The organism is Novosphingobium sp. FG90, assembly GCF_057808725.1.
The window spans coordinates 18,722-39,421 of the sequence record NZ_JBMDIO010000007.1; the positions used below are offsets into that span (position 1 = coordinate 18,722).

Sequence of the window (20,700 nt, forward strand, 5' to 3'; positions counted from 1 at the left end):
CTGTGATAAGGAAAGGGGCGCTTCGGCGCCCCTTTTTCTTGCCCGACTTTTTCGCCTGCCGAATTTGCCGTTGCGTATCCAATTGACATATCTACGCGAGGTTTGACGATCAGGCTTGCGCAGTCCGCGCGGGTGCAGTCTTGGATGTTCGGGAGTATCGGGGTGGTCGATCGCGACGCTGCAGTGCCGCTCTATTATCAGATCTACCTGCAACTGCGTGACGAGATCCTGAGCGGTCAGCGCCCTTTCGGCAGCGCCATGCCGACCGAGCACGAGTTGGCCGAACTCTTCGGCGTCTCGCGCATCACCGCGCGGCGGGTGCTCAACGAACTGGCCGAACAGCGCTATGTCGAGCGCAAGCGGCGGCTGGGCACCACGGTCATCTTCAAGTCTCCGGCCAAGCCGATCGAGGCGGACATCGATCAGGCGATGGACTCGCTGATGGCGCTGGGCAGCGGCACCACCGTCAACGTGATCGAGGTCAACCGCGAGAAGCCCAATCCCACGGTGGCCGCCGCGCTGCAGGTCGACGCAGGGGAGGACGTGATCCGCGCGGTGCGCATCCGCTATCTCGACGGGACGCCGATCGGCTATGTCGTCAGCTATGTTCCGGGCGATCTGGCCGGGCTGATAACGCCGGGCAATCTCGCCAAGGGGCCGATCCTGCAACTTCTGGCCGATGCCGGCTACAAGGCGGTCCATGCGGACCAGACCATCGGCGCGCTGCAAGCCGATCCCAATCTGGCGCAGGCGCTGGAGATCGCCCCGCTCGCCGCGCTGCTGCGGATAAGCCGCACCAGCTATGACGGGAACGAGCGGCCCTTCCTGCTGACTTTCGCGCATTACCGCTCGGACAAGTTCACGATCCGGCTCGATCTTCACGGAACCCGCTACGCGGTCAATTGAGCGACCCAATTCGGCCATAGCGCGCTTGCACACCGATATTGTTATAGTTACGATACAAAAAGCATCATTCAACGCTTGGGGGTATCGTGAAGGCCTATACGATCGGTTCGCAGCAGGGCATCGCCTCGCTGACCGCAGTGACCAGGGACGTGCCGCAGCCCGGTCCCGGTCAGGTTCTCGTCAAGGTGCGCGCGGTGTCGCTCAACCACCGCGACCTGCTCATCGTCTCCAGCAAGTACGGCGCGCCGCGTCCCGAGGACCGCGTGCCGGTGTCGGACGGTGTCGGCGAAGTGGCGGTTCTTGGCGAGGGTGTGTCGGGCATCGACATCGGCCAGCGCGTCACCGCGCCGCATTTCGTCAGCTGGACCGACGGTCCGTTCTCGCCCGCCTACTTCGGCCACGACCTTGGCGTGACGCATGACGGCTGGCTGGCCGAGTACGTGCTGGTCCCCGCTCATGCGCTGGTGAAGGTGCCGGATTCGCTGACCGACCGCCAGGTCGCGGCGCTCTCCGGTGCGGCGTTGACCGCTTGGAACGCGATCGTCGAGGTCGGCAAGGTCAAGGCGGGCGACAGCGTCCTCGCGCTCGGCACCGGCGGCGTTTCGATCATGGCGCTGCAGATCGCCCGCATGTGCGGCGCGCGCGTCGCCATCACTTCGTCCAGCGACGAGAAGCTGGAACAGGCCCGCGCCCTGGGCGCCGACGTGACGGTGAACTATCGTAGCGATGCGGAGTGGGAGAAGACGATCTTCGCCGCGCTCGGCAACGGCGCCGACATCGTCGTCGAGACCGGCGGCCTTGCCACCCTGCGCCAGTCGATCGCGGCGGCGGCCCCGAATGGGCGCATCGCCATCATCGGCGCGCTGGGCGGGACCGTCAGCGACCCGCTGCCGAACTTCGGCACGATCATCGGCAAGAATCTCGCCATCCACGGCATCGCTGCGGGCGGCCGCGCGATGCTGCAGCGACTGGTCAACGCGATCGCGATCAACGGCATGGAGCCGGTGGTCAACAAGGTGTTCGGCTTCGATGAGGCCGCCGATGCCTACGCCTACCTCCACTCGGGCGATCACTTCGGCAAGGTGATGATCCAGGTCGCCTGATGACTTCAGCGACCATGGCGGACCCCGCCGCCCGCCTCGCCGATCATGCGCTGTCCGTCGAGTGGGCGGCGCTGCCTCCCTCGGCGCAGGCGGCGGCGCGTGCTTTCCTGTTCGACAGCCTTGCGGTCGGCGTGGCGGGTCATTCCGCCATTTACGCCGAAGAAATCCGCAAGGCCGCGCAAGTCTGGACCGGCGGGGCTACGGGCGAGGGCATGGTGCTGGGCGCACCGGACCTGCGCTTGCCCGCGCCTTATGCGGCTTACGTCAACGCCTACCAGATCCACTCGCAGGAATACGACTGCGTTCACGAGCCGGCGGTCGCGCACCCGATGGCGACCGTCTGCGCGGCGCTGCTGGCCGAGGCCGGGCGCGCTCCGGCTTCGGGCGCGGATTTCCTCGCCGCCGTAGTCGCCGGGATCGACGTGGTGGCGACGCTGGGCGTGGCGGTGAAGGGACCGCTCAAGTTCTTCCGCCCGGCGACCGCAGGCATCTTCGGCTGCGTCGCCGCGCTGTCGCGCCTGCGCCGGGTGGAGCCGGAGGTCGCCCATCGCGCCTTCGGCCACGCCCTCGCACTGGCGAGCGGGACGATGCAGTCGCACATCGAGGGCAAGCCCACGCTGGCGCTGCAGGTGGCGGGCGCGGCGCGCTCGGCGGTCGAGGCGTTCGACCTTGCCTGCGCCGGGGTGCCTTCGCCCGCAGGCGCGATCGGCGGGCCGTTCGGCTACATGGCGCTGTTCGAGAACGACCCGGTGCTGGAGCCCGAGCTCGACAAGCTGGGCAAAGTCTGGCGCGTCGAGGAAGTCAGCTGGAAACCGTTCCCGACGGGCCGCGCCGCGCAGGGGGCGATCGTCGCGCTCAAGACGCTGATGGCGCAGCATGGCGTGACGGCGGACAATCTGGAAGCGCTGGAATACCACGCGCCGCCGCTGATTCACCGGCTGGTCGGTCGCCGCCCGCAGGCAGACATGACGGTGGCCTATGCGCGGCTGTGCTTCGCATGGCTCGGCGCGGTGGTGCTGACCCAGGGTGACGTGGGCCTCGACGCCTTCACGCCCGAGCGGCTGGGCGATCCGGTTTTGACGGCGATTGCGGAGAAAATCACCGTCGTTGCGGACGGCAACCCCGATCTTGCGGCTTTCGTACCGGCTTTTGCGCATGTGCGGCTGGTGGACGGGCGGACTTTCCGCGTCGATGTCGCGCAGCAACTCGGCGCGCCGGAGTGGCCGTTGACGCTGGAGCAGCAGTTGGAGAAGGCGCGCAACTGCTTCGCGTTCGGCGGGCTGGATGCGGCGCTGGTGCCGGATTTGCACGCGCTCGTCGGGCGGTTGGATGCGGCCGGGGATGTGGCGCGGGTGCTGGCGGAACTGCTGGGCTGATAGCCCGAGCGCAAAACTGCAGGGGCTTCGACAAGCTCAGCCTGAGCGGGATTGAGAGGTTTACACTACCTCCGCTCACCCTGAGCTTGTCGAAGGGTCAGGCACAGCCTATCGAAGCCCCATGAACCTCACAGACCCTCTCCGCCGGGCGAAGAGGGTCTCAGATCATCAATGCGGCTCTTCGCCGCCCGACACGTTCATGCTCTCGCCGGTGATGTAGATCGCCTCGTCCGAGCACAGGAACGCCACCGCAGCGGCGGTGTCCTCGGGCATACCGGGACGCCCCATCGGGATGCGCGCGGCCATGTTGGCGAGGTATTCCTCCACCGAGATGCCCTGCACCTCAGCGAAATGCTCGTTCTGCCACTTGCCGAGGCCGGTGGTGACGTGGTTCGGGCAGACGTTGTTGACGGTGATGCCGTGCGCGCCCAGCTCGATCGAGGCCGAGCGCACCAGCCCGACAAGGCCGTGCTTCGAGGCGGTGTAGGCCTGCGCATGCATGAAGCCGGACTTCGCCGCCTGGCTGGCGATGTTGACCACGCGGCCGCCTTTGCCCTGCGCGATCATGATCTCGGCGGCGGCCTGCAGGCCGTACCATGCGCCGGTCAGGTTGACGTCGATCACCGCGCGCCATTCGTCGGCGGAGACCTCCATCATCGGCTTCATGATATAGCCGATCCCTGCATTGTTCACCCAGATGTCGAGCGAACCATGCGTGTCTACCGCATGGCGGGCCAGTGCGCGGACCTGATCGGGATTGCGCACGTCGCAGGGGAAGGTCGAGGCCTTGGGCAGCGAGGCGGCGATGGCGTCCATCTCGGCGCTGGAGCCGGTCATCGAACCCGGCGTCGCCGCGTCGGCGGGGGCGCCGATGTCGGAGATCACCACGGTCGCGCCCTCGGCGGCGAGGCGGCGGGCGATGCCTTCGCCTAGCCCGCCCGCACGGCCGGAGCCGGTTACAACCGCGACCTTTCCGTCGAAACGACCGCTCATGCGCCGAGCTTTTCGGTCATGATGAAGATCGGATCGGCCCAGCCCTGGAACTCGGCGGCGACCTTGCCCATCGCTTCGGTCGAGGTTTCCTCGCCGAACAGGTCCATGTCGGCTACGTCGATGATCTCCACGTACTGATAGGGCGCGGTGCCGCCACCCAGCAGGCCCGCCGTGCGCAGCACCTCGAAATTGGAGACGGACTTCAGGCCGTTCACGGTCGGCAGGTCGGTAGTCTCCGCCCAGCGTTCATAATCGGCGACGCTCTTTCCGGCCTTGAGGTTCAGCAGCACGATGATGCGAGTCACGGGTAATCTCCTCCTTGAGGTGAGCCAAGCTACCTGTTATTTGATATACAAACATGACATATAACGCGAGGGTTGACCATGTCCAGAAATGACCCAGCCGCCGACTATGACGGCCCGCCCGACTACCGCGTCATTGGTCGCCATGCGCTGTTTCCGCAGACCAATCATGACGAAATCGAGCGGATCAACTTCCTCGCGCAGATGAATCGTCACCTGGCGGCCAATGTCGTTCCGGGTGTGAAGCAGGCTTACGAGAAGCGCGTCGTCCCCGCGTTCGAAGCCGCCGAGGGCCGCCCGATTGCCAACCGTCACGAAGCGCGCAAGGCGCTGCTTGCGGACCCTGCGTTCCAGACCTGGTCGGCGATGCGGCGCATGACGATGGAGCAGCGCCAGCAGGCCGGTCGCTGGACCGCGCTGCGCCAGTCCGAGCAGCTGGCCGAGAAGGCCCGCGAGCTGACCGAGGGCGACGATCGGCTCAAGCTCGATCCGGCATTGCAGCAGCCGCGCTATGTCTCGGCGGTGGATCATCACTGCATGCCGGGCAGCTATCACACCGAATACTTTCCCGGCGACGTGACCAATGGCGCGAACTACGATCACGCCGGGTTCGTCACGACGAGCGGGTTGCTCGGCAAGTATTCGGACGGCGGCGGCCATGCCGTCGCGCGCTGGGTGAAGCGCAACCTGCCGGACTTCCAGCCCAGGCAGATTCTGGAGATCGGCGGCACCGTGGGCCACTCCAGCCTGCCGCTGGCGCAGGCCTTCCCCGAGGCGGAGATGACCATCGTGGACCTCGGCGCACCGGTGCTGCGCTATGGTCTGGGCCGTGCGAAGTCGCTCGGCATCGACAACGTGCGATTCGTGCAGGCGAGCGGCGAGGACTTGTCGATCTTCCCCGACGCCAGCTTCGACTGGATCCAGACGACGATGTTCCTGCACGAACTGTCCACCGGATCGCTGCGCCGGATCATGGCCGAGACGCGCCGCCTGCTGAAGCCGGGCGGCATCGTCCTGCACGTCGAGCAGCCGCAGTACGCGCCCGAGATGCCCCTGTTCGAGCAGGCCATGCGCGACTGGGACGCCTACTACAACAACGAGCCGTTCTGGAGCCGGATGCACGAAATGGACCTCGACGCCGAGATGATCGCGGCCGGGTTCGCGCGTGACCAGTTGATCCACGGCGGGGTGACGGCAGTGGTCGACCGCGACCTGTTCCCCGACGCCGCCGACGACGACAAGGAAGACTACGGCCGCAAGGCGGCCTGGCACGTGATCGGAGCAACCGTCTGATGTCCATCGCCGATGCCCTGCGCGGCGCGGGCGCCAAGCCTGCCGGCAAGCGCCCCTATTTCCTCGACGCCGAAGTCGAGCGTGTCCTCGCCATCACCCTATCCATCGCGCAGGAACTGGCGGTGAGCCGCCAGCGCACCGACACGCTGGAGCGCCTGCTGCTGGAGAAGGGCGTGCTCTCTCAAGGCGAGATCGACGCCTTCGTGCCCGATCGCGCCGCCGCCACCGAGCGCGCGCTGTGGAACCAGGAATATATCGCCCGCATCCTGCGCATCGTGCAGCAGGAGAACGAGGCGGTCGGCCGTCCGGATGACATCGCCTCGGAAGACGTGGCGGTAGAGGTTGGCGCCGAATCGTGACTGCTATCGTGAGTGAGACGGAGTTCGAATTCACCGTCGATGTCCTCGTGATGGGTGGCGGCGCATGCGGGGCCACCGCTGCGCTGGCGGCCAGCGATGCCGGGGCCGAAGTGCTCCTCGTCGAAGCCGACGCGCGGCCAATGGGCACCACCGGCATGTCGATGGGCGTGTTCTGCGCGGCGGGTACGAAGCAGCAGGCCGCGGCGGGCGAGCAGGACGACGGCGACACTTTCTTCGCCGACATTCTCGCCAAGACGAAAGGCCAGACCGACCCCGAGATCGCGCATGCGCTGGCCTACGGCTCCGGCCCGACACTGGACTGGCTGGTCGGGATTCATGGCGTGCCGCTCGAACTCGATACGGGCTTCCGTCCGGCCTACGGCAACACCCGGATGCGCGTCCACGGCTGGCCGGGCCATGCCGGGCAGGACCTGCTGGAACTGCTGCACCAGAAGGTCGCCGACGCCGGGGTGATGGTGCTCAACCCGGCCAAAGTGGTCGACGTGATCGCCGACGACGAGGGCCGCGTCCTCGGCGTCGAGATCGAACGGCCCGGCGGTGAGCGCGAGCGGGTGGGGTGCAAGGCGCTCGTCATCGCCAGCGGCGGCTTCGCCGGAAACCACGCAATGCTGCGCCAATACATACCCGAGATGGCTGATGCGCGGAACAACGGTCACGAGGGCAGCCGGGGCGACGGTATCCGCTTTGGGGCATCGCTAGGTGCCGCTATGGGCGATTTGGGTGCCTTTCAGGGCTATGCGATGCTGACCGAGCCGCAAGGTATCAGTGTACCGCCCGGCTTCGTCATCGACGGCGCGATCCTGGTCAATATCAACGGCTTGCGCTTCGTGGACGAGAAGGAGGACATTGCCGGGATGGTCCACCCCGTCATGGCGCAGCCGGGCGGCCACGTCTGGGTCATTTTCGACGAAGAGATCGAGCGCCGCAATGCCTACCAGCCCGACACCAAGGCCCTGACCGAACTCAACGCCGCCCGTCGTGGGGAGAGCGTCGAGGCTCTGGCGCAGCGCATCGGCGTCGATCCGCAGGCGCTTGCCGCCTCGCTGGAAGAGGCGCGGCAGGCGCAGGCAGAAGGGCGCCCGGACGCGCAAGGCCGCGTCTGGGGGGACGAGCTTCCGCCCTCGGGCGCGCTGGGTGCGTTCAAGGTCGTCGGTGCGATCTACCACACGCAAGGGGGGCTTCAGATCGACCGGAATGCGCGGGTTTTGCGCGAGGACGGCTCGGCTTTGCCCAACCTTTTCGCGGGCGGCGGCGCGGCGCGAAGCGTCTCGGGGCCGTCGTCCTGGGGGTACCTCCCGGCGATGGGCCTGTGCACCGCAGTCACGCTCGGCAGGCTGTCCGGCGAGGGAGCAGCCGCAATCGCGAAGGGCTGATGATCGCAGAGCGGAGGGTCGCCCTGCGGCTCTTTGCGTGATCAATCCAACCTGACAGCAGTAAATAACGATTAATCACCGGAGCACGACGATGGACCCGCTGAGCGCAACGCTTCCCGAACCGATCCCGACCTCGACACTGGCACAGCGCCTTGCCGCGATCGTCGGGGCGGAGAACGTCACCGTCGATGAGGCGAAGCGCCGTCTGCACAGTGAGGACATCTGGTCGCGCGCCGAAGACGTGGTGGCGCTGATCGTCGCCCCCGCCACCACCGAGGAACTGGCCGAAGTGGTCAAGGCCATCGGCGAGGCCGGCTGCTCGGCGGCGCCGCGCGGCGCGGGGATGAGCTACACTTCGGCCTATGTCCCCGCCAACGACCGCACCGTCTCTATCGACACGCTGCGGATGAACCGCGTGATCGAGGTCAATCGCGGCGACATGACGGTGACGGTCCAGGCGGGCGTCAGCTGGATTCAGCTGAACGAGGCGCTGGCGAAGGAAGGGCTGCGCACGCCGTTCTGGGGGCCGATGTCGGGCCTGATCTCGACCATCGGCGGCGGGCTTTCGCAGCTCAACGCGATGTTCGGTGCCAGCCAGTACGGCACCAGCAGCGAGAGCGTCGTCGCGCTTACCGTGGTCACCGGCACCGGCGAGGTGATCCGCACCGGTGCGCGGGGGCAGGGCGGCGAGCACCCGTTCTACCGCCACTTCGGCCCCGATCTGGCGGGCATCTTCTTCGGCGATTGCGGCACGCTGGGCATCAAGGCCGAAGTCACCTTCCGCCTGATCACCGCGCCTGCGCACGAGGACTATGCCTCGTTCTCCTTCCCCAGCGGCGAGAAGCTGCTGGAGGCGATGGGAGAGATGGCGCGGCTGGGCATCAGTTGCGAGATGTGCGCCTTCGACCCCGGCCTCACCGAAGTGCGCATGAAGCGCATGTCGCTGCTGTCCGACGTGAAGACGCTGGGTGCGGTGATCGGCAAGGAGAAGTCGCTGGGCAAGGGCCTGCTCTCGGCCGCCAAGGTGGCGCTGGGCGGGCGCAACTTCATTCCCAAGGGCGACTATCCGCTCCATGTGATCGCGGAAGGGCGCTCGAAGGACGCGGTGGCGTTCGACATGGCCGAGGCGCGCCGCATCGCCCGCCAGTTCGAGGGCACGGAGATCGAGAATTCGATCGCCAAGATCATCCGCGCCAACCCGTTCCCGCCGCTGAACTCGATGGTCGGCCCGACCGGCGAGGCGTGGATTCCCGTCCACGGCGTCTGCCCGCTGTCCACCGCGCCGCAGATCTTCACCGAAATCCAGAAGTTCTACGCCGAGAACGCCGCGCTCTTCACCGAGCATGAAATCCACACCGGCTTCCTGTTTACGGCGATGGCCAGCAACGCGCTGATCATTGAGCCGGTGTTCTTCTGGCCGACCGGCTGGCGCCCGATCCACGAGCAGTCGATGGAAGCCTCGCACGTCGCGCGCCTGACACAGCGGCCGGAGAACCCGGCGGCGACCGAGGCGGTAAAGTTCCTGCGCAAAGGCGTGGTCGAAATCTGCGCGCGCTACGGCACCGGGCACTTCCAGATCGGCCGCACCTACCCCTACCGCGAGAGCCGCGATCCGGCGTTCACCGCGCTGCTCGACAATCTCAAGGCGCACCTCGACCCCAAGGGCCTGTTCAACCCCGGCGTGCTGGGCTTCCCGGAAGGGCAGGCCTGATGGCGACCTATCAGGCGGTCCAGCTCGCGCAGTTCGGCGAGAGTTTCCGCGATGCCGCGCGCATCGTCGATCTCGACTTGCGCGATCCGGCGCCGGGCGAATTGCGTGTCCGCAACAAGTATGCGGGCGTGAACGGCATCTTCGATACGCAAATTGCCCGCAACGCGGTCGATTACGTGAAGATCGGCCTGCCGACGCTGACCGGTGTGGAAGCACTGGGCGTGGTCGAGGCCGTGGGCGAGGGGGTGACCAATTTCGCTCCGGGCGATGCCGTGGTGACCACGCGCTTCCCCGGCGGTTATCGCCAGTACAACATCGCGCCGGAGGGCCACTTCGTGAAAGTTGCGGACGACAGCCCCGAGTGGCTGGCGCTCGCCTCTACCGGCGTTTCGGCGTGGATGGCGCTGTTTCATGTGGGACAGGCCAAGCCGGGCGATGTCGTCGCGATTTCGGCGGCGGCGGGCGGCCTCGGGCATCTGATCGTCCAGCTTGCGGCGCTCAAGGGCTGCGAGGTCGTGGCGGTCTGCGGCGGACCGGTGAAGTCGGACTTCGCGCGCAGTCTCGGCGCGGCGCGGGTGATCGACTATCGTTCGGAATCAGTGCCGGAAGTGCTGGCGCGCGAATATCCCAATCGGCTGGACGTGGCGATCGACACCGTCTCGGGCGAGATTTTTGACGCCTTCCTCGACAACGTCGCGCCGCATGGGCGCGTGGTCGTCGGCGGCGCGGCTTCGGACCTCGAAGGGAGGCCGGAGATCGTCACCGCCCCGCGCATAGCGCACAAGCTCTACTACAAGGGTGCTTCGGTGCGCGGCTTCATGAACGGGCTGCTGGCCGAGTTCTGGCCGCCCGCGCGTGAGGACGTGTTCGGGCTGTACAACGAAGGCAAGCTGAAGGTGTGCTTCGACGAAGAGCGCTTCCTCGGCCTGCCGGGCGTGTTCGATGCCGTGGAGCGTTTGCTGTCGGGCCGTTCGATGGGCAAGGTGATCGTGGACTTGCGATAAGGCCCCAATTCCTCCCCGAGCTTGCTCGGGGAGGGGGACCGCCCGAAGGGTGGTGGAGGGGGAGAGGCGCGGGAAATTCCCCCTTCCGTCACCGACTTCGTCGGCGCCACCTCCCCGAGACAAGCTCGGGGAGGAATTCTGCTCAATATTTCAGCGAGAGCCGCAGACCGACCTGTCGGCGGTTGGGCAGCTGCACGATGAAGCTGCGCGCGTAATTGGTCGGGTTCACGTAAGCGCGGGCCGATTGCACCGCCTTGTCGTCCAGCAGGTTGTTCACATAGAGCGAAGCGCGAATGCCGGGGCGGCGCAGGCCGACCTGTACGTCCACCGTGGTCTTCGAGCCGGTCTCCGCCAGGTTCGCCTCGGTGGCATAGGTGGTGCTGCGGTAGCTGACGTCGCCCTGCAGGAACAGGGTGCCCACGTCCTCCAGTTCGATGTTGTGGATCACGCCCGCATTGCCGGTCCAGTCGGGACTGCCGGCGAGCTGGTCCTTGCCGTCGGTCGTGATCCCGGCATTGCGCACGCGGGTATCCACGTAGTCGAGAATGCGGATCGGCGCATAGCCGAGGCCGCCGTACACTTCCCAGCCCGGGTTGGGCTGGAAGTGGAAGTCCATCTCTGCGCCGGTGCCGCGCGCCTTGCCGCCGTTGAGCGTGATGCCCACCGGATAGCCGTTGATGGTGACTTGCGAATTGACCTGGATGTCCGACCATTCGAGGTGGAAGACCGAGGCGTTGAAGGTCAGCTTGCGGTCGAACCAGGCAGTCTTGAAGCCCGCTTCGTAGCTCCACATCTGCTCTTCGCCATAGGCCTTGTACTCGTCCGGGACGGCGCTGAAGCCGGTGCCTGCGGCGTTGTTGAAGCCGCCCGGCTTGTTGCCCTTGGCGACGCTGGCGTAGAGCATGTGGTCGGGCGTTGCCTGCCACTCGAAGATGGTGCGGGGCAGCCAGTTCCTGAACGTCGCGCCGAAGGAGCCGGCGGTGGTCGCGGCGCGCGGCTGCGAGGTCTCGAAGATCTTGTCCTGCGAATAGCGCAGTTCCTGCGACACCGTCAGGCCGGGCGTGATCTCGTAGCTGAGCGAGCCGAACACGCCGTAAGTCTTGGTGTCGCGGGTCAGCAAGTTGGGCGTCGGAGCCAGCACACTGGACGAGCCTTGCGCTGCGGTCGGGGAGTAGTCGTCGCTGGAGTAGTTTTCCTTGCGGAAGTAGCCGCCGATCAGCCACTTGAACGGGCCGGAGCCCGATGACTGCAGGCGCAGTTCCTGGCTGAAGTCCTCGACATGGACGTCCAGCGCGCTGCGGAAGTTGCCGAGCAGGGTCGAGCCCGAAATCAGGTCGGGGTTGGCGGTGAAGTCGGAGTCCACGTCCTGCAACTGGTGGCTGCGGTTGTAGGCCGAGATCGACGAGAACGTGGCGCCGCCGAAGTCGTAGTTGAAGTGCGCGGCGGCGCGGTAATACTTGAGGTCGATGTTGCCGTAGTCGGCGGCGTTGCTGCCCAGCTTGTCGGGGTCGCCCTTAAGCGTGCCGACGTACCAGCGCTGGCTGGCGAGCGTGCCGGTCTGGGTGTTGGTGGCGACCTGATGCCAGGCGGGCTGGCCGATGTGTTCGTTGCTGTAGGCGAGGCGGACGTAGAGTTCGGCCTGCTTCTCGGCGCCGAACTGCGCGCGGATGCCGCCGATCACGGCCGTGCTGTCCGAATTGCCCATGTCGTTGCCGGTGTTGGCGTCGTTATAGAAGCCGTCGAAGCTGCGGCGCTGTGCGGCGAGCGAGAACGCCAGGCCATCCGCGACCGGACCGCTGACGCGGCTTTCCACGCGGTACATGCCGTATTCCGCGATCTCGCCGCCGAACTCGGCCTCGATCTTGTCGAGGTTGGGGCGGCGCGAGACGTAGTTGATCGCGCCGGCCAGCACGCCGCGCCCGAACTGGGTGCTCTGCGGGCCGCGCACGACTTCGATGCGCTCGACGTCGAAGGACTGCAGGCTGATGCCGCCCGCGTTGCCGGTGTCGACGCCGTCGATGAACAGGCCGACCGAGGCGTTGCTGCCGGTACGCGGGGCGCCGATGCCGCGGATCACCGGGACACCGCCGAACATGCCGAGGTTGTTGGAGAAGGTGAAGTTCGGCGTGCGCTTGGCGATGTCCTCAAGGTCGGAGATGTCGTAGCGTGCGATCATGTCCTGGTCGAAGGCGGCAACCGAGATCGGCACCTCCTGCAGCGTTTCCTTCTCCTTGCGCGCGGTGACGACGATGTCCTCGACTTGCGCATGGGCCACGGCCGGGACGAGCGTGGCGAGCGATACCCCTGCGGCTAGCAGGATCCTGGCATTCATCATGGTACTTCCCCCTTGGTACTGAACCTTGTTTCGTGTGCGTGATTTGAGGCCGGGTTCTGCCGCCCGGCGCGTTAGGCGTGCGCCTTCCCGCCGCCCTTGCGGGCGGTCGGAAATTCGGTCTGGCCGTTGCCTTCAGATGCGGTCGAGGATTTCGAGCGCGGCGCGCTCGCCGGTCTCCATCGCCGATTCCATGCCCACTTCCATCAGGCGCGTATGCTCGCCCGCGAAGTGCATCCGGGCGTGGGGCAGGGCCATCGTCGGGCGGAACGCCTTCATCTGGCCCGGATGGTAGCCGTGGCGGCAGCCGTGGATCAGCGGGTCGAGCTTCCACGAGAAGACGCCGAGCACTTCAAGCTTGCCCTTGGTCGAGGGCCGCATACGGGCGAGTTCGGAGAGGACGTATTCGCCGCGCTCCTTGGCCGGGATACGGTCGAGCGCGTCGCCCTTGACGCCGCTGGTGATGGCGACGGCGCTGTCGCGGGAGCCGTCGGGCGCGATCGACTGGCGCAGCATGCTGACCGGGCCGTCGGTCCACATCGAACCCTCGATGCCGTCCTGCTCCCAGTAAGGCGCCTTGACGCGCAGCCAGACCTGGTTCTGGCCGCTGTAGGGCATGAGCTTGACCGCGTCCGCCTGCCCGCCGGTGAGCGCAGGCGTGACCGCGACCTTGCGCAGTGCGGTGAAAGGCAGGGCGGAGACCACGTAGTCCGCCTTGTAGCTGGACCCGTCGCCGCAAGTGACCGTCGCGCCGGTGTCGGTCATGTCGATGGCGGTGACCTGCTTGCCGGTCAGCACCGCACCCTTGAGTGCATCGGCCATGGCGTCGGTCAGGCGCGAGGAGCCGCCGAGGATGCGGTAGGAGAGGAACGATGCCTGCTGGAACCGGTCCTGCTTGGCAGAGGTCGGCACGCCGCTCCCCTCGAACTTGGCGCGGCCCATCTCCTGCATCAGGGTGAGGGCGGAGATGGCGTCGAGGTCACCGTCGCCGTACCCGCGCGCCACGAGGTCGATCGCAGCGGGCGAGGCACCCACGCGGCGAAGGTAGTCGGCCTCGGACACATCGTAGTTCGCCAGCGCCTCGGGCGAGGCCCAGCCGTCCATCGTGTTCCACGGATAAGTCTTGGCGAGGTAGTAGCTCCCAAGCGCGAAGGGCACGACGCCGCGTTCCGCACCCACCGTCTTGTTGAGCGGGTGGTTCTCCCACTGGCCGGGGCGGATCAGCTGCCCGTCGAGCGAGATCGCGTAGTTGTCGTAGATGTTGGAGCCCTGCGCCAGCTTCACCCCCAGCGCCTCGCAGCGGTCGAGGACGCGGGCGTAGGAACGGCCGATCTGCGAGGCGCCGTGCTCGGGATGACCCTCGATCTCGGTCGAGGTGAAGACGCGGCCGCCGATGCGCTTGCCTGCCTCAAGCACTGTCACGCGGCAGCCATTTTCGGCGAGTAGCAGCGCCGCATTGAGACCGGCGAGACCGGCGCCGATGACCACCACGTCGGTCTTCTCGGCGGCGAAGGCCATGCGGGGCAGGTAGGCGGTGGCCGCAGCCACCATGCCGGTGGCGAGCAGGGTTCGACGGGAAAGTTCGCGAGTCAAAGGGGCCTCCCTGGCCAAGTGTCATGGGACGGTGTTCTGGCAGGCAGGGTGATGGGCCGGGCGGGCGCCGTGCAATCAAGCGTTCCCGGCAGGCGATCAAAATTCCTGAACGCCATTGATGCGCGGACGGGCCTTCACGAACGTCATTCGTGTTGCACGAACGGAGTCGAGGCCCGCAAATCCACGGGATCGCGCCGTTTCGGCAGTGAGGCAGCGATACGGGGATTCGGCATGGCAGGTCACCGCATGTTCACCAGGGGTTTCTGGCTTTCGGACGAGCCGGTCTGGCTCGGCCTCAATCCGCGCCAGCTCTGCGTCCACTTCATCGGGGTGCCGGTGTTCCTCGGCTTCGTCGCCGGCTGGCCGCAGGCGGGGCGCACGGTCGCGTGGCCCAAGGAACATGCGATCGCGTTCTGGATCGGGCTGTCGATGTGCGGCTGGTGGGCGAACGACATTGTCACCCGCACGCTGGCCTGGCCACTGCGCGGTGCGGGGATGCCGCTCTGGGCGACGCTGATGGTCGGGGTGGTGGTGGCTTCGCTGCCGTCCGACATGGCGCTCAAGCTATGGGTCCATGCTTATCTCGGCATGTTCCCGGACTTGCCGATGACGCGCCCGCTGCCGCAGATCCGGCTGGATATGGTGCTGTTCTTCAAGACGCACGTCTATGGCTATATCGAGTGGCCGCTGATCAACCTGATGCTCTTCCATCTCTGGAAGATGCCCTGCTTCGGCTATCGGCCGAGCATCGCGGAAGGCCCCGCCGCGCCCAGTATCGCCGAGCCCGTTCTGCCGTTCATGACCAAGGTGCCCGTGAGCCTGCGCGGTGAAGTGCTCGCGCTCGCCGCCGAGCAGCATTACCTGCGCGTCCATACCAGCGCGGGCAATGCGCTGATCCTTTACCGTCTGTCGCAGGCCGTCAGCGAACTGGGCGGGCGCGGCTTGCAGGTCCACCGCAGCTTCTGGGTGGCCTCGGGCGCGGTGGTCCGGGTGGCGGGGAGCGCGGCGGCGCCCCGGCTGGTGCTGCAGGGCGGGCTGGAAGTGCCCGTCAGCCGCTCCTTCCGCCAGACGGTGCAGCAGGCAGGATTCCTGCAGGCTGCACCATCAGAGCTTGTCCCGTCAGGGGCGTTCTGACGCCTCGAAGGTGCGATAGGGGCCGAGCAGCAGCAGCGATCCGGCGCAAGTCAGCAAGGCAATGGCCGAACAGCTCAGCGAAAGGACATAGGTGCCGTTGACGTCGAAGTCGTGGCCGAAGACCGGCGCGGCGAACCCTGCGCCGATGGCGAAGGGAATGTAGAGCCAGCCGTAGATCGTGCCGTAGTGCTTCATCCCGAAATAACGGGCGACGATGAAGGCGATGAAATCGTACTCGATACCCAGCGCGAAACCGATCAGGAAGATCGAGATGCCCGCCGCCTGCGGGTCGATGGTCCCGCCCATGAGGTTCCAGTAGGACAGGCCGGGCAGGGCGAGCAGGATCGTGCCGATCATCGGCGCCCAGAAGCGGTCGAGCAGCCAGCCGCCGACGAGCCGTCCGATGATCGCGGACAGGCCGATGAGCGGCGTCAGCGAGGCGATCGTGCCGCTATCCAGCTTCCCGGCGCGCAGGATGCCTTCCATGTTCGGGACCGCGCCGCCGAGCGCGAAGGAGATCGGCACCAGCGCGACCGCCAGCAGCCAGAAGCGCCAGTCGCGCACCGCCTGCGCGGTCGTCATGCCGCCCATCGGGACGGGAGGCGAGGCGGGTTCATCCACGCGGGATTTGGGCGCGCGGAACCAGATGAAGGCGATGGGAAGGGCCAGCACCAGTGGCAGCAGGCCGAGCCCGACGAAGGCGCCGCGCCAGCCCCATTGCTCGATCAGCCAGCGCACGTAGGGCTTGGCGAAGATGCCGAACAGCCCCGAGCCCATCATCGCCAGGCCAAGGGCAAGGCCCTTGTTGCGCTGGAAATGCTCGTTGACGAGGCGGGTCCAGGTGATCGGCAGCGTTCCCGCGCCGCCCAGGGCGATGAAGCCCCAGGTGAGGTAGAAGCTGAGGATCGACCCGGAGGACAGCGCCAGTGACAGCACGCCGAGGCCGAACAATACCACCGAGCACAGCGCGACCTTGCGTGCGCCGAACCGGTTGGTGAGCGCTCCGGTCAGCGGCGCGGAGAGGACGACGGTGAGGGTCGTGACGGACATGACGCCCATGACCTCGGCGATCGACCACCCGAAGGCGGCGGCCAGCTGGGGCGCCAGCATCCCCAGGGTGTAGACCGGCATGGGGGAAAGGCCGAGGCCGACACCCAGGGTGGCGGCGAGCACGATCTTCCAGCCCCGGGCGAATTCGCCTTCGCGGACGTCGCCCGCCGGCCTCACCGTATCCCTCACTTCGTCGCGGTCTTGAGCCAGGCGATCAGTGCGGCGCGATCTTCCGGCTTGGCGATGCCGGGGAAGGCCATGGTGGTGCCGGGGACCAGCTTGCTCGGCCGTTCAAGCCAGGCGTTGAGCGACTTGTCGTCCCACTTGACGTTGCTCTTGGTCAGGGCGGGCGAATAGCGGAAGCCGGGGCGGCTCGCGGCCTTCTTGCCGATGAAACCGTTGAGGTTGGGACCGACCTTGTTGGGCTGGCCCGCTGCCGTCGAGTGGCAGGCCTGGCAGCGCATGAACAGGCGCTTGCCCGCCTGTGCATTCGCCGTCTGGGCCGACGCGGGGGCTGCGGCGATGAGCAGGCCCATGGTCATGCCTGCCAGCGCCAGACCTTTAGGCGGAAGAGTTGCGGCCAGGCCGCGAAGTGCTTTCATCTCTCGTGTACCTCGTAAAATCACTACCCGCGCATGATCCATATAGCTGATCACCATGTCGCCGGGTGGTTCGCCGATATTCTATCCGCCTGCCGATGAACCAAATGCGAAGGCCGCCCGCAATGCGGACGGCCTTTGCGGTTTTCGTTTGAAAATTCGCTGCAGGCGAATTTTGCGGCCGGTGCCGCACAGAAAATGCCCAATCGGGCATTTTCTACACAAACTCTCAGGGCGCGATGATCAGGCGCGTCTGCACCGTGCCCGCGCCTTCGCGCAGCGCCGCACCGGCCTTGTATTCCGGGCTCTTGGCATAGGCGAGAGCGGCTTCCTCGGTCTCGAAGCGCGAGACGACCACGCGCTCGTCGGGATTGACGTCGCCTTCGAGCACTTCGCTCACCTTGCCGCGCACGAGGTATTCGCCACCGTGCTTTTCGCTGAGACCCGCGATCGCCTTGACGTAGGCGCCGAACTTCTCGGCGTCGGTGATGACCACGGTTGCTACGATATATGCTGCCACGTCGATTCCTTAGGTTTGGTGTGGGTTATTTCTTGTCGGAAGGCGCCTTGCCCGCCTCCTGCTTTCCGTAGAGCCGGGCGCTGACGCACTGCTCCACGGGCATGCCGTCTGGGCAGGAGCTGAGCTTGGGCTGAAAGCTGTTTTCCTTGGGCAACCGCACCGTAAGGATGCGCACCGGCTCGGTGCCGATGGTGCGCGAGGTGTGGCCGCGCCCGGTCACGTCGTCGGCCAGCACGATGTCACCCTTGGACAGCACGTGCTTCGATCCGTCGCCGAAGCCGACTTCCAGCTGGCCCGACAGGACGATCAGGAAGCGCGGGGTCGAAACGCCGTGATAGTCGATGAAGTCGCCGGGCAGGGCGTCGCCGATCTCGACGTCGGTGGCGTAGAGCCGGGTCTGGACGCTCTTGCCGGGGACGCCGCCGGTGCGCGGCAGTTCCTTGATCTCGAGGTGGGATTCGCCGTCGTCGCCGCCGTACATGTGGAGCACGCGGAACGCCTCGGCCCCCGGCGATAGCGGCGAGACCGGCGGCGGCGTGGGGGCCGGACGATCGGCGGCGGAACAGGCGGCCGAAAGGAAGGCTGCTGCAAGGATGGGGATGAAGCGCTTCATGACGGTCCTCACGCGGGCTGGTTCTGGGGCTGGGTCTGGCCGACGCGGGCGTCGTGCTCGGCGGCGAGGCGGCGGAGCGTGGGGATCAGTTCCCGGCCATGCAGCGCGATGTCGCCGTAGAGATCGAAGCCGCGCATCAGGAAGCCGGTGATGCCCATCGCGTAATAATCCATCATCGCATCGGCGACCTGCTCGGCGGTGCCGACCAGCGCGGGCGGCAGCATCGGCGTGGAGAAGCTGATCGATGCCTTGGTGATCCCGGTCCACAGCCGCTTGTCGAGCAGCTCCTTGCCGCCCGCGATCGCCTCCAGCTCCTCGCGGCCCGAACCGCCCTTGGTGGTCGCCAGCTTGGGATCGAGCCGCATGCCGGTGCTCATGGCCTCGTCGCTGCCGGCGATCTTGCGCTGCTGTTCGAGCGCGGTCTCGCGCAGCGCCTCGACGACGTCGGCAGCGGCCTTCCACGCGGCTTCCTCGGTGTCGCCGATGATTACGCGCACCGAAGTCTGGATGCGGACCGGGCGGCCGGTGCGCGCCCAGGCATCGCGAATCTGCGCGACGGTGCCCGCCATCTGGTCGAGCGGCTTAAGGCCGCCGATGGCGTAGACGTCCGCGACTTCGGCGCCCTTCTCCAGCGCGAGCGGCGAGGAGCCGCCCCAGTACACCGGGATCGCGCCGCCCACCGGCTTGAGTTCCGACAAGGCGCTGTTGAACCGGTAGTAGGTGCCGTTGTGGTTCACCGGGGTGCCGCTGGACCACACCTTGCGCATGATTTCGACGTACTCGGCGCTGCGGTGGTAGCGTTCCTCCTTGGTGTGGAAATCGCCGTCGCACTCCAGTTCGGTGTCATTGGCGCCGGTGATGACGTGAACCCCGGCGCGGCCGCCGCTGAGGTTGTCGAGCGTCGCGAACATGCGCGCGGCCATGGTCGGCGCGATGAATCCGGGGCGGTGCGCAACCATGAAAGCAAGCTTTTCCGTCACTGCAGCCGCATAGTTGGCAATCGCGAAAGGATCTGGCGCAAAGGAGTTTTGCAGGATCAACACGCGGTCGAAGTCGTTCTCGTCGAAGGCGCGGGCCATCTTCTCGATCATGTCGACGTCGAACGCGGGGCCGCCCCCGCGGCTGATCTCCGATGCGTTGCGGTGGAGCAGGACTCCGAGGATTTCTAGCGACATGGGACGGCTCCGTAAGGGCGGTGCGCGGCAGCGGCGCCCTGTTTCGGCACCGGTCACACTGGGCGCGGCCGCAAGGTGGGTGAACCCATGCCGTGCCATCCCTTCGCAGGGCGGATAATTCAAATTATCTATTACTCTTCTTTATAGGCTTGATCGATCGTCAGCCGACACGCCACGAAGGAGGCAGTAATGAACATCGCCAAACTCGAGCGGATGATTGCGGTCTACGAATCCGGCAGCTTTCGCAAGGCCGCGAAACTGTTCGGAATGTCGCAGCCCGCGCTGACCTGGAGCATCCGTCAGCTCGAGGAAAGCCTCAACCTGTCGCTGTTCATTCGTGGCCCGCGCGGCATCAAGCCGACCGAGGCGTGCGAACGCCTGATCGTTCGCGCCCGCCTGATCGTCAGCGAGCAGAACCGGCTGCTCGCCGAAGTCGAGCGCAGCAGCCGCGCCCAGATCATCGAGCTGGGCGTCCATCCGGTGATGATGAGCGCGGAGTTCTCCCGTACCGTGGCGAGATTCCGGGCAACCGATCCCGACGTCGCCCTGCGCATCGTCGAGGGTTACAGCTCCGAACTGCATGAGCGGCTGCGACAGGGAGAAATCGACCTGGCCTTTTGCGCCAACGCAAACGTCGATCCGGAGGACGAGGAGTTCGACTTCGAGCCGCTTGTGAACCAGTTCTACTCGGTCTTCGCGCGCCCCGACCATGGTATCTTCGACGAGATCGGCAGTGGCAAGCCGCTCGCCCCGCATGACTGGGCGCAAGTCGCTGTGCCCAACCTGACTCCTGAGCAAGGCGGCGCGCAGGACCTGATGCTGCTGCTGGAAGGCATCGGAATGACGCCGGCAAAGGCTGCGGTGCGGTCAAGTTCGATGAGCCTGATCCGTTCGCTCGTGTTCGATGCCGGGTTGCTGGGCATGCTGCCTGATGATCTGGTCGCGGCCGAGCTTGAGGCCGGCACACTGCGCCGTGTGCCTGATACGCGGATAGAAGCGCCGTCGCTCGGACTGCTCAGTGTCCGCGGCAGCTACAAGAGCGCTTCGGTGCGCCGGTTCGCGTCGCAACTGCGACAGTCGTACCGTAGCGATCGCACTTTGACCGCAGCAGTATAAGGAAAGTCTATCGCCTGCCGAGATTTGTAAGCTTTTCAACCCGCTTTCGTCCGATCAGGTTGAAGGGGTCGTGACGGATCGGCAAGGCCTTCCGAATCCCGGCTCCATCTCCTTTTCAGACAAGAGA

General features: G+C 66.4%; 19 protein-coding genes. 10 read left to right on the plus strand and 9 right to left on the minus strand.

Annotation, left to right across the window (positions count from 1 at the left end; translation table 11 throughout):
• The first annotated feature begins 144 nt into the window (after positions 1-144).
• The 3 genes from ACODRZ_RS08420 (at position 145) to ACODRZ_RS08430 (ending at position 3,385) form a co-directional block, all read left to right on the plus strand.
• Positions 145-906 (plus strand): GntR family transcriptional regulator, encoded by a 762-nt coding sequence (locus ACODRZ_RS08420; protein WP_488970125.1) that lies wholly within the window; start codon positions 145-147, stop codon positions 904-906.
• Between the two features lie 86 nt (positions 907-992).
• Positions 993-2,009 carry a zinc-dependent alcohol dehydrogenase family protein gene (locus tag ACODRZ_RS08425; RefSeq protein WP_488970124.1) on the plus strand — a complete coding sequence of 339 codons (1,017 nt, stop codon included), beginning with the start codon at positions 993-995 and terminating at the stop codon, positions 2,007-2,009.
• Positions 2,009-3,385 (plus strand): MmgE/PrpD family protein, encoded by a 1,377-nt coding sequence (locus ACODRZ_RS08430; RefSeq protein WP_488970123.1) that lies wholly within the window; start codon positions 2,009-2,011, stop codon positions 3,383-3,385. The genes ACODRZ_RS08425 and ACODRZ_RS08430 overlap by 1 nt, the downstream gene beginning before the upstream one ends.
• 168 nt (positions 3,386-3,553) lie before the next feature.
• On the opposite strand, the gene ACODRZ_RS08435 is transcribed toward ACODRZ_RS08430, so the two are convergent.
• Together ACODRZ_RS08435 and ACODRZ_RS08440 are read right to left on the minus strand one after the other, a co-directional pair.
• On the minus strand, positions 3,554-4,378 hold the full coding sequence (locus tag ACODRZ_RS08435; RefSeq protein WP_488970122.1) for an SDR family NAD(P)-dependent oxidoreductase: 825 nt from the start codon (positions 4,376-4,378) through the stop codon (positions 3,554-3,556).
• Complete coding sequence (locus ACODRZ_RS08440) at positions 4,375-4,683, minus strand: REDY-like protein HapK (RefSeq protein ID WP_488970121.1); 309 nt, start codon at positions 4,681-4,683, stop codon at positions 4,375-4,377. The genes ACODRZ_RS08435 and ACODRZ_RS08440 overlap by 4 nt, the downstream gene beginning before the upstream one ends.
• Before the next feature lie 78 nt (positions 4,684-4,761).
• Here ACODRZ_RS08440 and ACODRZ_RS08445 point away from each other — a divergent pair, with 78 nt between their 5' ends.
• The 5 genes from ACODRZ_RS08445 to ACODRZ_RS08465 all read left to right on the plus strand — a co-directional run bounded on the left by ACODRZ_RS08445 (position 4,762) and on the right by ACODRZ_RS08465 (position 10,441).
• The gene (locus ACODRZ_RS08445; RefSeq protein ID WP_488970120.1) at positions 4,762-5,973 is read left to right on the plus strand and encodes a class I SAM-dependent methyltransferase; all 1,212 of its coding nucleotides are present in this window, start codon (positions 4,762-4,764) and stop codon (positions 5,971-5,973) included.
• Positions 5,973-6,332, plus strand: coding sequence for a hypothetical protein (locus ACODRZ_RS08450; RefSeq protein ID WP_488970119.1), 360 nt, complete (start codon positions 5,973-5,975; stop codon positions 6,330-6,332). The genes ACODRZ_RS08445 and ACODRZ_RS08450 overlap by 1 nt, the downstream gene beginning before the upstream one ends.
• Positions 6,329-7,726 (plus strand): FAD-dependent oxidoreductase, encoded by a 1,398-nt coding sequence (locus ACODRZ_RS08455; protein ID WP_488970118.1) that lies wholly within the window; start codon positions 6,329-6,331, stop codon positions 7,724-7,726. Before ACODRZ_RS08450 ends, ACODRZ_RS08455 begins: the two co-directional genes overlap by 4 nt.
• 91 nt (positions 7,727-7,817) lie before the next feature.
• Positions 7,818-9,437 (plus strand): FAD-binding oxidoreductase, encoded by a 1,620-nt coding sequence (locus ACODRZ_RS08460; RefSeq protein WP_488970117.1) that lies wholly within the window; start codon positions 7,818-7,820, stop codon positions 9,435-9,437.
• Entirely contained in the window at positions 9,437-10,441 is a 1,005-nt protein-coding gene (locus ACODRZ_RS08465) for a zinc-binding dehydrogenase (protein WP_488970116.1), read from the plus strand. Before ACODRZ_RS08460 ends, ACODRZ_RS08465 begins: the two co-directional genes overlap by 1 nt.
• 142 nt (positions 10,442-10,583) lie before the next feature.
• Here ACODRZ_RS08465 and ACODRZ_RS08470 read toward each other — a convergent pair whose 3' ends face one another.
• Positions 10,584-12,773 carry a TonB-dependent receptor gene (locus ACODRZ_RS08470; RefSeq protein ID WP_488970115.1) on the minus strand — a complete coding sequence of 730 codons (2,190 nt, stop codon included), beginning with the start codon at positions 12,771-12,773 and terminating at the stop codon, positions 10,584-10,586.
• Positions 12,774-12,908: 135 nt separating this feature from the next.
• Positions 12,909-14,366, minus strand: a complete 1,458-nt coding sequence (locus ACODRZ_RS08475) for a flavin monoamine oxidase family protein (protein ID WP_488970114.1) — start codon at positions 14,364-14,366, stop codon at positions 12,909-12,911.
• Positions 14,367-14,597: 231 nt separating this feature from the next.
• Between ACODRZ_RS08475 and ACODRZ_RS08480 the strand changes: the two genes are divergently transcribed.
• A complete protein-coding gene (locus tag ACODRZ_RS08480; protein WP_488970113.1) occupies positions 14,598-15,500 on the plus strand; it encodes a LytTR family DNA-binding domain-containing protein in 903 nt (300 codons plus the stop codon).
• On the opposite strand, the gene ACODRZ_RS08485 is transcribed toward ACODRZ_RS08480, so the two are convergent.
• The 5 genes from ACODRZ_RS08485 to ACODRZ_RS08505 form a co-directional block, all read right to left on the minus strand.
• Positions 15,486-16,739, minus strand: a complete 1,254-nt coding sequence (locus ACODRZ_RS08485) for an MFS transporter (RefSeq protein ID WP_488970112.1) — start codon at positions 16,737-16,739, stop codon at positions 15,486-15,488. The genes ACODRZ_RS08480 and ACODRZ_RS08485 overlap by 15 nt on opposite strands.
• Entirely contained in the window at positions 16,736-17,152 is a 417-nt protein-coding gene (locus ACODRZ_RS08490) for a c-type cytochrome (protein ID WP_488970111.1), read from the minus strand. Before ACODRZ_RS08490 ends, ACODRZ_RS08485 begins: the two co-directional genes overlap by 4 nt.
• A gap of 226 nt (positions 17,153-17,378) precedes the next feature.
• Positions 17,379-17,669 (minus strand): DUF1330 domain-containing protein, encoded by a 291-nt coding sequence (locus ACODRZ_RS08495; RefSeq protein ID WP_036527016.1) that lies wholly within the window; start codon positions 17,667-17,669, stop codon positions 17,379-17,381.
• 25 nt (positions 17,670-17,694) lie between these two features.
• The gene (locus ACODRZ_RS08500; RefSeq protein WP_488970110.1) at positions 17,695-18,282 is read right to left on the minus strand and encodes a cupin domain-containing protein; all 588 of its coding nucleotides are present in this window, start codon (positions 18,280-18,282) and stop codon (positions 17,695-17,697) included.
• 8 nt (positions 18,283-18,290) lie between these two features.
• Positions 18,291-19,457: an LLM class flavin-dependent oxidoreductase gene (locus ACODRZ_RS08505; protein ID WP_488970109.1), complete on the minus strand. Its 1,167-nt coding sequence runs from the start codon at positions 19,455-19,457 to the stop codon at positions 18,291-18,293.
• Between the two features lie 189 nt (positions 19,458-19,646).
• Between ACODRZ_RS08505 and ACODRZ_RS08510 the strand changes: the two genes are divergently transcribed.
• A complete protein-coding gene (locus ACODRZ_RS08510) occupies positions 19,647-20,573 on the plus strand; it encodes a LysR family transcriptional regulator (protein WP_488970108.1) in 927 nt (308 codons plus the stop codon).
• Positions 20,574-20,700 lie beyond the last annotated feature (127 nt).